Genomic DNA, 13,176 nt, shown 5'->3' with positions numbered 1-13,176 from the left:
CCTGGCGGGATGGCCGCGCCGCCTCCCGAAGCTGTTTGCCTGCCACATGAATTGCCGTGCAGTTGGCGCCAAGCATCCAAGCCTGCGACCACTGTTTTCCATCACCGTTTTCCCTACTTACCTTCAACTGCCAGTCCATCATGATCAAACAAGCCCTCATTTCCGTGTCCGACAAGACCGGCGTGCTCGAGTTTGCCAAGGCGCTTGCCGCCCAAGGCGTCAATATCCTTTCCACCGGAGGCACGGCCAAGCTGCTCGCCGACAATGGCGTGAAAGTGACTGAAGTCGCCGATTACACCGGTTTCCCGGAAATGCTGGATGGCCGCGTGAAGACCCTGCATCCCAAGGTCCACGGCGGCATCCTGGCCCGCCGCGACCTGCCCGAGCATGTCGCCGCGCTGGAACAGCACGGCATTCCGACCATCGACATGGTGGTGGTCAATCTTTATCCGTTCCAGCAGACGGTTGCCAAGGACCAGTGCACGCTGGAAGACGCGATCGAGAATATCGACATCGGCGGCCCGACCATGCTGCGTTCCTCGGCCAAGAATCACAAGGACGTGGTGGTGGTCTGCGATCCGGCCGACTATGGCCGCGTGCTCGACGAGATGAAGGCCAATAATGGCGAAGTCGGCTATGACACCAAGTTTGCGCTCGCCAAGAAAGTGTTCGCGCATACCGCCCAGTACGACGGCGCGATCACCAACTACCTGACTGCGCTTGGCGAAGACAAGCAGCATGCGACGCGCAGCGCCTATCCGCAGACGCTGAACCTGCACTTCGAAAAAGTGCAGGAAATGCGCTATGGCGAAAACCCGCACCAGTCCGCCGCCTTCTACCGCGACCTCGCGCCGGTGGCCGGCTCGCTCGCCAACTACCGGCAACTGCAGGGCAAGGAGCTTTCCTACAACAACATCGCCGATGCCGATGCCGCCTGGGAATGCGTGAAGACTTTCGAGGAAACCGCCTGCGTGATCATCAAGCATGCGAACCCATGCGGCGTGGCGGTCGGCGCATCGCCGCTGGAAGCCTACGGCAAGGCGCTGCAGACCGATCCGACATCGGCTTTCGGCGGCATCATCGCCTTCAACCGCGAACTCGACGGCAAGGCTGCCGAAGCGGTCGCCAAGCAATTCGTCGAGGTGCTGATCGCGCCCGCATTCACCGCCGAAGCCAAGCAGGTGTTCGCCGCCAAGCAGAATGTCCGCCTGCTGGAAATTCCGCTCGATAATGCCGTCAACGCCTACGACTTCAAGCGCGTCGGCGGCGGCCTGCTGCTGCAGTCGCCGGATGCGAAGAACGTCGCGGTCGCCGAACTCAAGGTCGTGACCAAGAAGCAGCCGTCGCCGCAGCAAATGCAGGACCTGATGTTCGCCTGGCGCGTGGCCAAGTTCGTGAAGTCGAATGCCATCGTGTTCTGCGCCAACGGCATGACCATGGGCGTGGGTGCCGGCCAGATGAGCCGCATCGACTCCGCGCGCATCGCCTCCATCAAGGCGCAGAATGCGGGCCTGTCGCTGGCCAATACCGCGGTGGCGTCGGATGCGTTCTTCCCGTTCCGCGACGGCCTCGACGTGGTGGTCGATGCCGGTGCCACCTGCGTCATCCATCCGGGCGGTTCGATGCGTGACCAGGAAGTCATCGATGCGGCCGACGAGCGCGGCGTCGTCATGCTGTTCACCGGCACGCGCCACTTCCGCCACTGATCGGCGTCTGTCGCTGTCGTTGCGGTTGTCGTTGCCGCCAATGCATGACAAAGCATCAACTCCGTGCACGTTTCGCGGCGGCGGCAACAAATTTGTCCGGATTTATTTGGTATGGGCAAGCCGATTCGATAGAATCGGCACTCAAGCGCGCTGGTCTTCGGTGTGGTGAAGCATCATCGCTCCTGCTGCAACGGAACCGCGCCCAGTTTGCCTAACCTGTTCGCGCTGGCATCGGCCAGCGCGCCACTCAATGAAAATCCTCGGCATCGACCCCGGCCTGCGCACCACCGGCTTCGGGGTAATCCACAAGCAGGGCAACAAGCTCAGCTACATCGCATCCGGCACCATCAAGACGCCGGACGCCGATCTGCCGCAGCGTCTCAAGACCATTCTTGCCGGCATTTCGGAAATCATTCGTACCTATCACCCCGACTGCGCGGCGATCGAGAAGGTGTTCGTCAACGTCAATCCGCAGTCCACGCTGCTGCTTGGGCAGGCGCGCGGCGCGGCCATCTGCGCGCTGGTCAATGCCGATCTTGCAGTGGCGGAATACACGGCCTTGCAGGTCAAGCAAGCCGTGGTCGGCCATGGCAAGGCGCAGAAGCAGCAGGTGCAGGACATGGTGCAAAGGCTATTGGTGCTTTCCGGCATGCCCGGCACCGATGCGGCAGATGCGTTGGGCGTGGCGATCTGCCATGCGCACAGCGGAGAAACCCTGGCCACCCTCGGCGGACTGGCGCCGGCCCTCGCAAAAAAAGGTTTGCGCGTACGCGGCGGCAGGCTGGTCGGCTGAGGATTTGGTTCGGTTTGAGCACGGCCGGCCTTGCGGTCATTTCATCCTAGAAATGCTTTTCCGCCTTGCGCGCGGCCACCTCGAATCGGTTGTGCCAATAGGCATTCTTTCCGCGCAATGCCGCCCACGCGCTGGAAGCCAAGTAAGCGAAGGGAAAGAGCGGACCCCACCATGCCGCCTGGCGCACATGGGCCAGTTCATGGATCAGTACCCGTGACGACAGGCCCGACTTCTCGGCAATGACGACATGGCCGATGGCCATCGCATTCATCGCGCCGAACGGATGACGCTGCAGCATGAAGTCGGCCAGCCTGCCACGCACCAGCAGCGCAAGCGTATGCCCGCGTATCAGCTGCGCATGGCCACTGAAGACCACGATCGGTACCGCCAGCACAACGCCGAAGGCAGTCAGCGGGGAAGCCCAGACGATGCCGAGCAGGGTTCCGCTCCAGGAGAGGGGGAGGCGGATCAGCGGGCTTTGGAAAAGTCGTTGTAAGGTTTGCAGCATGCGGCGCTTGATCAGATGCCGAAGGCCGTCGCAAGCGGCAGCGCGTCTCGGCGTGAACTTGAATTCGCTCAGGTCCGTGTCCAGTTCTTCTATTTCCATTGGAGCGTCGCGCATTGGAAAAAATCCTTGGTCAGAAGGCGCCGGAAGGCGTTTCCGCCATGCCGGCCGTGCCGGTTTTTGCCGGGCAGGGCGGCAAAACTACTGTATGATTAAACAGTTTTTATCCCCATATAGAGACCATGATAGGACGCCTTTCCGGTACGCTGCTTGAGAAAAATCCGCCCCAGTTGCTGATCGATTGCAATGGTGTCGGCTATGAAGTGGATGTGCCGATGAGCACCTTCTACAACCTGCCGGCCATGGGCGAGAAGGTGGTCCTGCTGACGCATATGGCGGTGCGCGAGGATGCGCACCTGCTGTACGGATTCGGCACGGTCGAGGAGCGCAACGTTTTCAAGCAGTTGATCCGGATCTCCGGCGTCGGCGCGCGCACGGCGCTGTCCATCCTGTCGGGCATGTCGGTCGCCGACCTGTCGCAGGCGATCACGCTGCAGGAAGCCGGGCGGCTGACGCGCGTTCCCGGCATCGGCAAGAAAACCGCCGAGCGCCTGCTGCTGGAACTGAAAGGCAAGCTTGGCGCCGACCTCGGGTCGGTCGGCGGCATCGCGCACAGCGACGCGACTGCCGACATTTCCAATGCGCTGCTGGCATTGGGCTACTCCGAGAAGGAAGCGGTGCTGGCGTTGAAGCAGGTGCCAGCCGGCACCGGCGTATCGGAAGGCATCAAGCTGGCGCTGAAGGCGCTCTCGAAAGCATAGATGCAGTAACAGCAAGGAAGCAGTGACACCATGAGCATACAGACCGACGACTTCAGCGAGCAGAGAATCATTGCGGCGACGCCGGCTTCCCCCAACGAGGAAGCGATCGAGCGCGCGCTGCGGCCCAAGCAGCTCGACGAATATGTCGGGCAGGAAAAGATTCACAGCCAGCTGGAAATTTTCATCACCGCCGCCCGCCAGCGGCGCGAGGCGCTGGACCATACCCTGCTGTTCGGGCCGCCCGGTCTCGGCAAGACCACGCTGGCGCACATCATCGCGCGCGAAATGGGCGTCAACCTGCGGCAGACGTCCGGACCGGTGCTGGAACGGGCCGGTGACCTGGCCGCGCTCCTGACCAATCTCGAACCGAACGACGTGCTGTTCATCGACGAGATCCACCGCCTGTCGCCGGTAGTGGAGGAAATCCTGTATCCGGCGCTGGAAGATTATCAGATCGATATCATGATCGGCGAAGGTCCGGCGGCCCGCTCGGTGCGCCTCGACTTGCAACCCTTCACCCTGGTAGGCGCCACCACTCGCGCCGGCATGCTGACCAACCCGCTGCGCGACCGCTTCGGCATCGTCGCCAGGCTGGAGTTCTACACGCCGCAGGAACTGGCGCGCATCGTCACCCGCAGCGCCTCGCTGCTCAACGCCGCCATCGTGCCCGACGGCGCACTGGAAATCGCCAAGCGCAGTCGCGGAACGCCGCGCATCGCCAACCGCCTGCTGCGCCGTGTGCGCGACTATGCGGAAGTAAAAGGCAACGGCGAAATCACCAAGCCTATCGCCGACGCGGCGCTGAAGATGCTTGATGTCGACCCTGTCGGCTTCGACCTGATGGACCGCAAGCTGCTGGAAGCCGTGCTGTTCAAGTTCAACGGCGGCCCGGTCGGCCTGGACAATCTTGCCGCCGCCATCGGCGAAGAGCGTGACACCATCGAGGACGTGCTGGAACCCTACCTGATCCAGCAGGGTTTCCTGCAGCGCACGCCGCGCGGACGCATCGCCACCCCCACCGCCTATACTCATTTCGGCATTGCCGCGCCGCGCGGGCCGAGCGGCGACCTCTGGGACCTGCCGCCGGCCTGAGCTTGCATTTCGCAGCATTGCATTGAATCAAGCTGGGCTTGCGTGGCACCGTCGCGCCTAGGGAATGACGAAAGCGGAGCGGGGCAGACATGGACACACCCTGCAACCTTCCATTGACTGGATAGTCACACCAACTCGTTCGATGCACCGCCCATCCAGACTGCACAGATTGATATTTTGTCATCCGTAGTACTACGAAGGCTGCAGCGGAGATTGTTAACTATGCTAACAATCGGGCAAAGACAATTTATAATTGTCCGCTAAAGCACGATCGCACTTTTTTATTTGAGAAAGCGCAAGCCTGTGATGCCTCTGAACGGTAGAGTTCAGGGTTTGTCTCGGGTTGCGGTGTTCAACCCGTTCCCCAGCTCCGATCGAGTTCCACCATGCTCATGTCCACGCAAGCCAATCGTTACGCGTATCAACTGCTTGATGCGCGTGCGCAGGCGCAATTGATGCCGCCCCTGTCCGCCCAGTCTCCGCTTTCCATTGCCGACAGCTACGACATCATCCGTTGCATCATGGATGTGCGCATTGCCCAGGGCGAGACGCTGGCGGGCCGCAAGATCGGTTTTGCCAACCGCAAGATCTGGTCGAAATACGGGCAGCAGGAACCGATCAGCATGCCGATCTGGACTCCGGTCTTCAACGAGACGGTGCGCTTTACCGAAGACAACCGCGGCATCCAGAGCCTGCTCGGCGCGCAGCAGCCGCGCATCGGGCCGGAACTGGTATTCAAGCTGGGGTCGACGCCGGCGCCGGACGCCACGATGGAAGAACTGGCCCAGTGCATCGAATGGATGGCGCATGCATTCGAGATCGTCACCTGTCCGTTTCCGGACTGGAAATTCGAGATGGCCGATTCGATCGCCGCCTTCGGCTTGCATGGCGCGCTGATCGTCGGCGAACCGAAGATACTGTCCGAGGCCAGCCGGCGCAGCCTCGGCGAAGTGCTCGCCAACGCCAGCCTGTCTCTGTCCTGCGGCGACGAGTTGCGCTCGGCCGGTTTCGGCAGCGACGTTTTGGGCAGCCCGCTGCACGCGTTGTGGCACCTGCATCAGTTGCTGAACCAGCAGCCGCAGTTTTCCGGGCTGGCGGCGGGTGAAATCATCACCACCGGCACCTGGACCGATGTCTGCCCGATCAAGCCGGGAGAAACCTGGACCTCGGCCTTTTCCGGCCTGAGCCTGCCGGGCCTGACGATTTCCTTCGTCTGAAGTGCATCGTTCGCCCGGAACGCATTGCCGGGCAGGTCCAAAGGCACAGGCCTCAGCGGCCTGCGGCGCTGCCTGACCAGGCGCCGATGTATTTTTCCGAAAAAGCGTACAAGTCCTGCCAGGCGTGGGGAAAGTCGATTCTCACCTTCTGGTGGTAGAGACAGATGGCGCCCGCAATGGCGCGCAGGCGGCTGGCGAACGGCATCTCGAAGCGGTGGCCGAAATCCTGCGAGGCAAATCCTTCCCGCGCGCGGTCGTAATCGATGTCGTTGAGCCGACAATCCCGGCTGTGGAAAAAGATCGCGACGCTGATCCTCGGCTGTTCCGCCCATTCGGTGCTGCGGCCTCCCCAGTGCATCACATGCGTATTCCATCCCAGCGCCGAGCCGGCTGCCGCGGGCACGGCGCGAATATTCTGGATGGCCATGAAATTGCCGAACGAGGGGGCTTCCTCCAGGTTCCCGGGAATATTGCGGTCGTGCCGCATCGGCAGCACATACATGCAGGAATTGAGCGGGGTCGCATCCGTCAGCGGCATCCACACATTGACCACCCGCGGCCGCCCGTCTTCCCGCACGGCTTCGCCGGCGAACATGTCCCGGTGCGGGCCCCAGCCGGCGGCAGTTGAAGATGGCGTGACATGCCAGGCCCAGATATCGCTGGGTGTCATCTGAAAATCGTCGCCCAGCAGGGAAGCCAATACGGGACTCATCCCGCAGGCCATTTGCCAGAATTCATCGTAGACAAAGGCGAATACCGGTGCGATGCCCCGGGCGGCGAGGTCGCCGACGACACCGGCCAGCCTGGCCGCCCGGGCCTGGGACATGATGGGCGGCGTGTCGAAATAACCGTCCTTGATCATGCGTTGCGCGCAGCGTTCGGCGACCGGCCCGGAGATAGGAGAGGCGCCCGCCAGCTTGGCGGCCAGCGGGAGCGGACTGATATGCAGGTCGGGATGAAGTGCTCGCCAGAATGACTCGTCTGCCGCCTGCGCGAGCGGCGCGGACAGGCGCGGTTCAGTTGCTGTATTCATCCCGGTTCCCCCGTTGTGTTGAACTCTGCCCGGCACCGTCCATGAAGGACCGGCCGATGGAGCGGCGGCAGGCGAAGCGCGCCTGCCTTTTCATCAGTGGCGGGGGAGGCCGCGGCGGTTCCGAGGGGCACAGGCATTTACGGATTGCCCGCAGCGGCAGGATGAAAAAAGGGCGCCATCCGGCGCCCCATAGTGCGATTGCCGATGCCGCCTTATTCGGCGCGCACCCAGGTCTGGGTGCGGCCGAGCATTGGCACGCCGACATAACCGCGCACATCCAGCTTCTTGCCGCCGTCGCCCAGCGACATCTTGCTCTTGTAGATCTTGCCGCTGGCCGGGTCCAGGATCTGGCCGCCGCTGTAGTTATAGGCGTCGCCATCTTTCTTCATGCCGGTGATGATGGTCATGCCGATGATGGGCTGGTCCTTGCGCACATCCTCGCATTTTTCACATTTCGGATTCTGGTCTTCGCCGGCGTCGCGGAACAGTTTCTCAACCTTGCCGCGCAGTTCACCGTTGCTTTCCGTGATGCGCACCAGCGATTTCGGCTTGCCGGTCTCGTCGTCGATGGTCTTCCACAGCCCGACCGGCGAGGCGTCCTGCGCCCATGCGAGCGAGGCGGTCAGTGCCAGCGCGGCGAAGCTGCCGAACGTGGACAGAAATGTTTTTCTCATGTCAGGTTTGTCTCCTCTGGTTGGACAGGATCCGCGCCGCCGGCCATCAATCAACCGGCGGTGCAGATTCCGATACTACGCGCTGGCGTTTCAGCTCTTTTGCAGTTTGCCAAACTGTTCGCGCAGCTTGTCGAGCGTGGCGCCGAAGGCGGCGACGCGCTCCTTTTCCTGCGCCACGACCTGCGCGGGCGCGCGGGCGACGAAGCTTTCATTGCCGAGCTTGGCGTTGGCCTTGGCGATCTCGCCTTCGAGGCGCGTGATCTCCTTGCTCAGGCGCTCGCGTTCGGCGGCGACATCGATTTCCACCTTGAGCATCAGCTTGGCGGTGCCGACTACCGACACCGGCGCCGGCGATTCCGGCAGCGCATCGACCACCTGGACTTCCGACAGCTTGGCCAGCGCCTGCAGGTAGGGCGCGAAGGATTGCGCCTCGGCCTTGGCATCCGCGGACGCTTCGATGACCAGCGGCACGCGCTGCGCCGGCGACAGCTGCATCTCGCCGCGCAGGTTGCGGCAGGCATCGGTCATGGACTTCAGCTGGGCCATCCAGGCTTCCGCCTTCTCGTCGAGCTTGTCGGCGCTGGGGCGCGGATAGGCTTGCAGCATGATCGATTCGCCGTTCGGATCGAGCTGGCGGTCGGTCATCGGCGCGATCTTCTGCCACAGCTGCTCGGTGATGAACGGGATGATCGGATGCGCCAGGCGCAGCACGGTTTCCAGCACGCGCAGCAGGGTGCGGCGGGTGGCGCGCTGCTGGGCTTCGTTGCCGGTCTGGATCTGCACCTTGGCGACTTCCAGGTACCAGTCGCAGTACTCGTCCCAGATGAACTTGTAGATGGCCGAGGCGATGTTGTCGAAGCGGTAGTCGGCGAAGCCCTTTTCCACTTCGGCCTCGGTGCGCTGCAGCAGCGACACGATCCAGCGGTCGGCCTGCGAGAAGTCGCGTCCGCCTTCGCCGCAGGAGGCGCCGTCGAAGCCGCAGTCCTTGCCTTCGGTATTCATCAGCACGAAGCGGGTCGCGTTCCACAGCTTGTTGCAGAAGTTGCGGTAGCCTTCGCAGCGGTTCAGGTCAAAGTTGATGTTGCGGCCGAGCGAGGCATAGCTGGCCATCGTGAAGCGCAATGCATCGGTGCCGAAGGCGGGAATGCCGTTCGGGAATTCCTTGCGCGTGGCCTTGGCGATGCTTTCCGCCTGCTTCGGATTCATCAGGCCGGTGGTGCGTTTTCCGACCAGCGACTCGACATCGATGCCGTCGATCAGGTCGATCGGGTCGAGCGTGTTGCCCTTGGACTTGGACATCTTCTGGCCCGACGCGTCGCGCACCAGGCCGTGCACGTACACGGTCTCGAACGGCACCTTGCCGGTGAAGTGGGTGGTCATCATGACCATGCGCGCCACCCAGAAGAAGATGATGTCAAAGCCGGTGACCAGCACCGACGACGGCAGGAAGGTCTTGTAGTCGGGCGTCTCTTCCGGCCAGCCGAGCGAGGAGAAGGGCACCAGCGCCGACGAGAACCAGGTGTCGAGCACATCGGATTCGCGCTTCAATGCCTTGCCACCGGCCTGGGCCTTCGCCTCTTCCTCGCTGCGGGCGACGTAGATGTTGCCTTCGTCGTCATACCAGGCGGGAATCTGGTGGCCCCACCACAGCTGGCGCGAGATGCACCAGTCCTGGATATTGTTGAGCCACTGGTTGTAGGTAGTGGTCCAGTTCTCGGGGACGAACTTGATTTCGCCGCCGGAGACTTTTTCCAATGCCACTTCGGCGATCGACTTGCCGGGGAAGTGCGTGCCTTCCGGAGCCGGCTTGCTCATCGCGACGAACCACTGGTCGGTCAGCATCGGCTCGATCACGACATTCGTGCGGTCGCCGCGCGGCACCATCAGCTTGTGCGGCTTGACCGACTCCAGCAGGCCTTCGGCTTCGAGGTCGGCCACGATCTGCTTGCGCGCGTCGTAGCGGTCCATGCCCTGGTACTTCGCAGGGCCGTTCTCGTTGATCTTCGCGTCGAGCGTGAAGATGCTGATCTTTTCCAGGTTGTGGCGCTGGCCGACCGCATAGTCGTTGAAGTCGTGCGCGGGCGTGATCTTCACGCAGCCGGTGCCGAATTCCTTGTCGACATACTCGTCGGCGATGATCGGGATCTGGCGGCCGGTCAGCGGCAATGTCAGCAGCTTGCCGAGCAGCGGGGTGTAGCGCTCATCCGTCGGATCGACCGCGACCGCGACGTCGCCCAGCATGGTTTCCGGACGCGTGGTCGCCACCGTGATGTGGCCGCTGCCGTCGGCGAGCGGATACCTGATGTGCCACATGTGGCCGTCTTCCTCTTCCGACACCACTTCCAGGTCGGACACCGCAGTCAGCAGCTTCGGGTCCCAGTTGACCAGGCGCTTGCCGCGGTAGATCAGGCCCTGCTCGTACAGGCGCACGAACACTTCGGAAACCGCCTTGGACATCTTCTCGTCCATCGTGAAGTATTCGCGGCTCCAGTCGGTGGAGGCGCCCATGCGGCGCATCTGGCCGGTGATGGTGGAGCCGGAATGCTCCTTCCATTCCCAAACCTTTTCCAGGAATTTCTCGCGGCCGAGGTCGTGGCGGGAAATCTTTTGCGCATCCAGCTGGCGCTCGACCACGATCTGGGTGGCGATGCCGGCATGGTCGGTGCCCGGGATCCAGGCGGTGTTGTGGCCGCGCATGCGGTAATAGCGGGTCAGGCCATCCATCACGGTCTGGTTGAATGCATGGCCCATGTGCAGCGTGCCGGTGACATTGGGCGGCGGCAACTGGATGGAGAACGCAGGCTTGCCGGCATCCGTGGTCGCGGTGTAGTAACCGCGCTGTTCCCATAGGGTGCGCCAGTGTTTCTCAATCTCGGCGGGCTCGAAAGACTTGGCTAATTCCATGATTTGACTTATGTTTCTGCGAAACTAGGCATTATAAATGAGGCGCATGCCGACATCGGTGCGGATGCGCGTATAATTCGCCGAAGTCGTTACGGAGCCTGCTCCTTGATGACTACCTGCTAGGGGTCCTGGCCAGCATTGCAATAGATTGCCAATGCGCGCCGGGTGAGAAATACCCTTGAACCTGATCTGGATAATGCCAGCGAAGGGAAGCACCCGGAATAAATGCGTTGTCTACGCACCATCCTTCCGCCGCTCCTTCGCTTTTTCGTTTTAGCAAAGGAGCAACATGAACGCCAATCCCCAATTCCTCGCCGCGACCGCCAAGGTTGACGAAGCCGCAATCCAGCCGCTGCCGAATTCCCGCAAGATCTACGTCGAAGGTTCCCGCCCCGATATCCGCGTGCCGATGCGCGAGATCAGCCAGTCCGACACGCCGGCATCCTTCGGCGCCGAAAAGAATCCGCCGATCTATGTCTACGATACTTCCGGCCCCTACACCGATCCGCAGGCGCAGATCGACATCCGTTCCGGCCTGCCGGCAATGCGCGCGAAGTGGATCGCCGAGCGTAACGACACCGAGGAATTGCCCGGACCGACATCGAAATACGGCATCGAGCGCCTGAACGATCCCAAGCTCGCCGAGCTGCGCTTCAACCTGCATCGCAAGCCGCGCCGCGCGCTGCCCGGAAAGAACGTATCGCAGATGCACTATGCGCGCCAGGGCATCATCACGCCGGAGATGGAATACATCGCCATCCGCGAAAACCTGCGCCGCAGGGAATATCTCGAAGAACTCAAGGCGTCCGGCCCGATGGGCCAGAAGCTGGCCGACCTGATGGGCCGCCAGCATCCGGGCCAGAGCTTCGGCGCCGCGATTCCGGCCGAGATCACGCCGGAATTCGTTCGCTCCGAAATCGCCTGCGGCCGCGCCATCATTCCCGCCAACATCAACCATCCGGAAATCGAGCCGATGATCATCGGCCGCAATTTCCTGGTAAAGATCAATGCCAACATCGGCAACTCGGCCGTCACCTCCTCGATCGGCGAGGAAGTCGAGAAGATGACCTGGGCCATCCGCTGGGGCGGCGACACGGTGATGGACCTGTCGACCGGCAAGCACATCCATGAAACCCGCGAATGGATCATCCGCAATTCGCCGGTGCCGATCGGCACGGTGCCGATCTACCAGGCACTGGAAAAAGTGAACGGCAAGGCCGAGGACCTGACCTGGGAAATCTTCCGCGACACGCTGATCGAGCAGGCCGAGCAGGGCGTGGACTACTTCACCATCCACGCAGGCGTGCGCCTGCAGTACGTGCCGCTGACAGCCAAGCGCATGACCGGCATCGTCTCGCGCGGCGGCTCGATCATGGCGAAATGGTGCCTCGCGCATCACAAGGAATCCTTTCTGTACGAGCATTTCGAAGACATCTGCGAAATCATGAAGGCCTACGACGTGTCCTTCTCGCTCGGCGACGGCCTGCGTCCCGGCTCGATCTACGACGCCAATGACGAGGCGCAGCTGGGCGAGCTGAAGACGCTGGGCGAACTGACCCAGATCGCATGGAAGCACGACGTGCAGGTGATGATCGAAGGCCCCGGCCATGTGCCGATGCACCTGATCAAGGAAAACATGGAGCTGCAGCTCAAGGACTGCCATGAAGCGCCGTTCTACACGCTGGGCCCGCTGACCACCGACATTGCACCCGGCTACGACCACATCACCTCCGGCATCGGCGCCGCGATGATCGGCTGGTACGGCACCGCGATGCTGTGCTACGTCACGCCGAAGGAGCATCTCGGCCTGCCGAACAAGGCCGACGTCAAGGAAGGCATCATCACCTACAAGCTGGCCGCGCATGCCGCCGACCTGGCCAAGGGCCATCCGGGTGCGCAGATCCGCGACAACGCGCTGTCGAAGGCGCGTTTCGAATTCCGCTGGGAAGACCAGTTCAACATCGGCCTCGACCCGGACAAGGCGCGCGAATTCCACGACGAGACCCTGCCCAAGGATTCCGCCAAGGTGGCCCACTTCTGCTCGATGTGCGGACCGCATTTCTGCTCGATGAAGATCACCCAGGATGTGCGCGATTATGCGGCCAGCCAGGGCATTTCGGACGAGCAGGCGCTGAAGAAGGGGATGGAAGTCAAGGCGGTGGAATTCGTCAAGTCCGGCGCCGAACTCTACCGCAAGCAGTAAGCCATGCAGATCCAGTTGAACGGAGCGCCGCATGCGGTCGCCGACAACGAAAACGTGCAAGGGCTGATCGCTGCGCTGGACCTCGCCGGCAAGTCGCTCGCGGTGGCCATCAATCGCGAAGTGGTGCCGCGGCACTTGTGGATGGAGCGGATGCTGCGGCCGGATGATTGCGTGGATATCGTGCGGGCGATCGGGGGTGGGTGATGTTTAAAGTTTCCATACCTGCTT

At 62.3% G+C, this 13,176-nt stretch carries 11 protein-coding genes and 1 riboswitch; of the genes, 7 read left to right on the top strand and 4 right to left on the bottom strand.

The annotated features are described in order from the left end of the window. Window positions 1-140: 140 nt before the first annotated feature. Both purH and ruvC read left to right on the top strand, forming a co-directional pair. On the top strand, window positions 141-1,706 hold the full coding sequence (gene purH, locus RY831_RS25490; protein ID WP_326509190.1) for a bifunctional phosphoribosylaminoimidazolecarboxamide formyltransferase/IMP cyclohydrolase: 1,566 nt from the start codon (window positions 141-143) through the stop codon (window positions 1,704-1,706). A 250-nt stretch (window positions 1,707-1,956) separates the two neighbouring features. Next, window positions 1,957-2,499 carry a crossover junction endodeoxyribonuclease RuvC gene (gene ruvC, locus RY831_RS25485; protein WP_326509189.1) on the top strand — a complete coding sequence of 181 codons (543 nt, stop codon included), beginning with the start codon at window positions 1,957-1,959 and terminating at the stop codon, window positions 2,497-2,499. Between the two features lie 46 nt (window positions 2,500-2,545). Here the strand turns inward: ruvC and RY831_RS25480 are convergent, their stop codons facing one another. Continuing rightward, complete coding sequence (locus tag RY831_RS25480) at window positions 2,546-3,121, bottom strand: hypothetical protein (protein WP_326509188.1); 576 nt, start codon at window positions 3,119-3,121, stop codon at window positions 2,546-2,548. Window positions 3,122-3,246: 125 nt separating this feature from the next. Here RY831_RS25480 and ruvA point away from each other — a divergent pair, with 125 nt between their 5' ends. From ruvA to RY831_RS25465, 3 genes are all read left to right on the top strand, one after another. Further along, entirely contained in the window at window positions 3,247-3,825 is a 579-nt protein-coding gene (gene ruvA / locus RY831_RS25475) for a Holliday junction branch migration protein RuvA (protein ID WP_326509187.1), read from the top strand. A gap of 30 nt (window positions 3,826-3,855) precedes the next feature. Next, window positions 3,856-4,917: a Holliday junction branch migration DNA helicase RuvB gene (ruvB, locus tag RY831_RS25470; RefSeq protein WP_326509186.1), complete on the top strand. Its 1,062-nt coding sequence runs from the start codon at window positions 3,856-3,858 to the stop codon at window positions 4,915-4,917. Between the two features lie 386 nt (window positions 4,918-5,303). Further along, window positions 5,304-6,134 carry a 2-keto-4-pentenoate hydratase gene (locus tag RY831_RS25465; protein ID WP_326509185.1) on the top strand — a complete coding sequence of 277 codons (831 nt, stop codon included), beginning with the start codon at window positions 5,304-5,306 and terminating at the stop codon, window positions 6,132-6,134. 52 nt (window positions 6,135-6,186) lie between these two features. Here RY831_RS25465 and RY831_RS25460 read toward each other — a convergent pair whose 3' ends face one another. From RY831_RS25460 to RY831_RS25450, 3 genes are all read right to left on the bottom strand, one after another. Continuing rightward, a complete protein-coding gene (locus RY831_RS25460; RefSeq protein WP_326509184.1) occupies window positions 6,187-7,167 on the bottom strand; it encodes a phytanoyl-CoA dioxygenase family protein in 981 nt (326 codons plus the stop codon). A gap of 212 nt (window positions 7,168-7,379) precedes the next feature. Beyond that, complete coding sequence (locus tag RY831_RS25455) at window positions 7,380-7,841, bottom strand: DUF2147 domain-containing protein (RefSeq protein ID WP_326509183.1); 462 nt, start codon at window positions 7,839-7,841, stop codon at window positions 7,380-7,382. 90 nt (window positions 7,842-7,931) lie between these two features. After that, complete coding sequence (locus RY831_RS25450) at window positions 7,932-10,745, bottom strand: valine--tRNA ligase (RefSeq protein WP_326509182.1); 2,814 nt, start codon at window positions 10,743-10,745, stop codon at window positions 7,932-7,934. Window positions 10,746-10,856: 111 nt separating this feature from the next. Next, window positions 10,857-10,973, top strand: a riboswitch (TPP riboswitch). Between the two features lie 61 nt (window positions 10,974-11,034). Between RY831_RS25450 and thiC the strand changes: the two genes are divergently transcribed. Continuing rightward, on the top strand, window positions 11,035-12,948 hold the full coding sequence (gene thiC / locus RY831_RS25445) for a phosphomethylpyrimidine synthase ThiC (RefSeq protein WP_326509181.1): 1,914 nt from the start codon (window positions 11,035-11,037) through the stop codon (window positions 12,946-12,948). Window positions 12,949-12,951: 3 nt separating this feature from the next. Next, on the top strand, window positions 12,952-13,152 hold the full coding sequence (thiS, locus tag RY831_RS25440) for a sulfur carrier protein ThiS (protein ID WP_326509180.1): 201 nt from the start codon (window positions 12,952-12,954) through the stop codon (window positions 13,150-13,152). Window positions 13,153-13,176 lie beyond the last annotated feature (24 nt).

The organism is Noviherbaspirillum album, from assembly GCF_035916955.1.
GTDB lineage: Bacteria > Pseudomonadota > Gammaproteobacteria > Burkholderiales > Burkholderiaceae_D > Noviherbaspirillum > Noviherbaspirillum album.
This window is presented reverse-complemented; position numbering and strand designations above follow the sequence as displayed.

What these genes read in the sequence shown, in the direction of transcription:
- ruvB (WP_326509186.1), top strand. Translation starts at nt 3,856, where the DNA reads ATGAGCATACAGACCGACGACTTCAGCGAGCAGAGAATCATTGCGGCG.
- RY831_RS25480 (WP_326509188.1), bottom strand. Translation starts at nt 3,121, where the DNA reads ATGCGCGACGCTCCAATGGAAATAGAAGAACTGGACACGGACCTGAGC.
- thiC (WP_326509181.1), top strand. Translation starts at nt 11,035, where the DNA reads ATGAACGCCAATCCCCAATTCCTCGCCGCGACCGCCAAGGTTGACGAA.
- thiS (WP_326509180.1), top strand. Translation starts at nt 12,952, where the DNA reads ATGCAGATCCAGTTGAACGGAGCGCCGCATGCGGTCGCCGACAACGAA.
- ruvC (WP_326509189.1), top strand. Translation starts at nt 1,957, where the DNA reads ATGAAAATCCTCGGCATCGACCCCGGCCTGCGCACCACCGGCTTCGGG.
- RY831_RS25465 (WP_326509185.1), top strand. Translation starts at nt 5,304, where the DNA reads ATGCTCATGTCCACGCAAGCCAATCGTTACGCGTATCAACTGCTTGAT.
- ruvA (WP_326509187.1), top strand. Translation starts at nt 3,247, where the DNA reads ATGATAGGACGCCTTTCCGGTACGCTGCTTGAGAAAAATCCGCCCCAG.
- RY831_RS25460 (WP_326509184.1), bottom strand. Translation starts at nt 7,167, where the DNA reads ATGAATACAGCAACTGAACCGCGCCTGTCCGCGCCGCTCGCGCAGGCG.
- RY831_RS25455 (WP_326509183.1), bottom strand. Translation starts at nt 7,841, where the DNA reads ATGAGAAAAACATTTCTGTCCACGTTCGGCAGCTTCGCCGCGCTGGCA.
- purH (WP_326509190.1), top strand. Translation starts at nt 141, where the DNA reads ATGATCAAACAAGCCCTCATTTCCGTGTCCGACAAGACCGGCGTGCTC.
- RY831_RS25450 (WP_326509182.1), bottom strand. Translation starts at nt 10,745, where the DNA reads ATGGAATTAGCCAAGTCTTTCGAGCCCGCCGAGATTGAGAAACACTGG.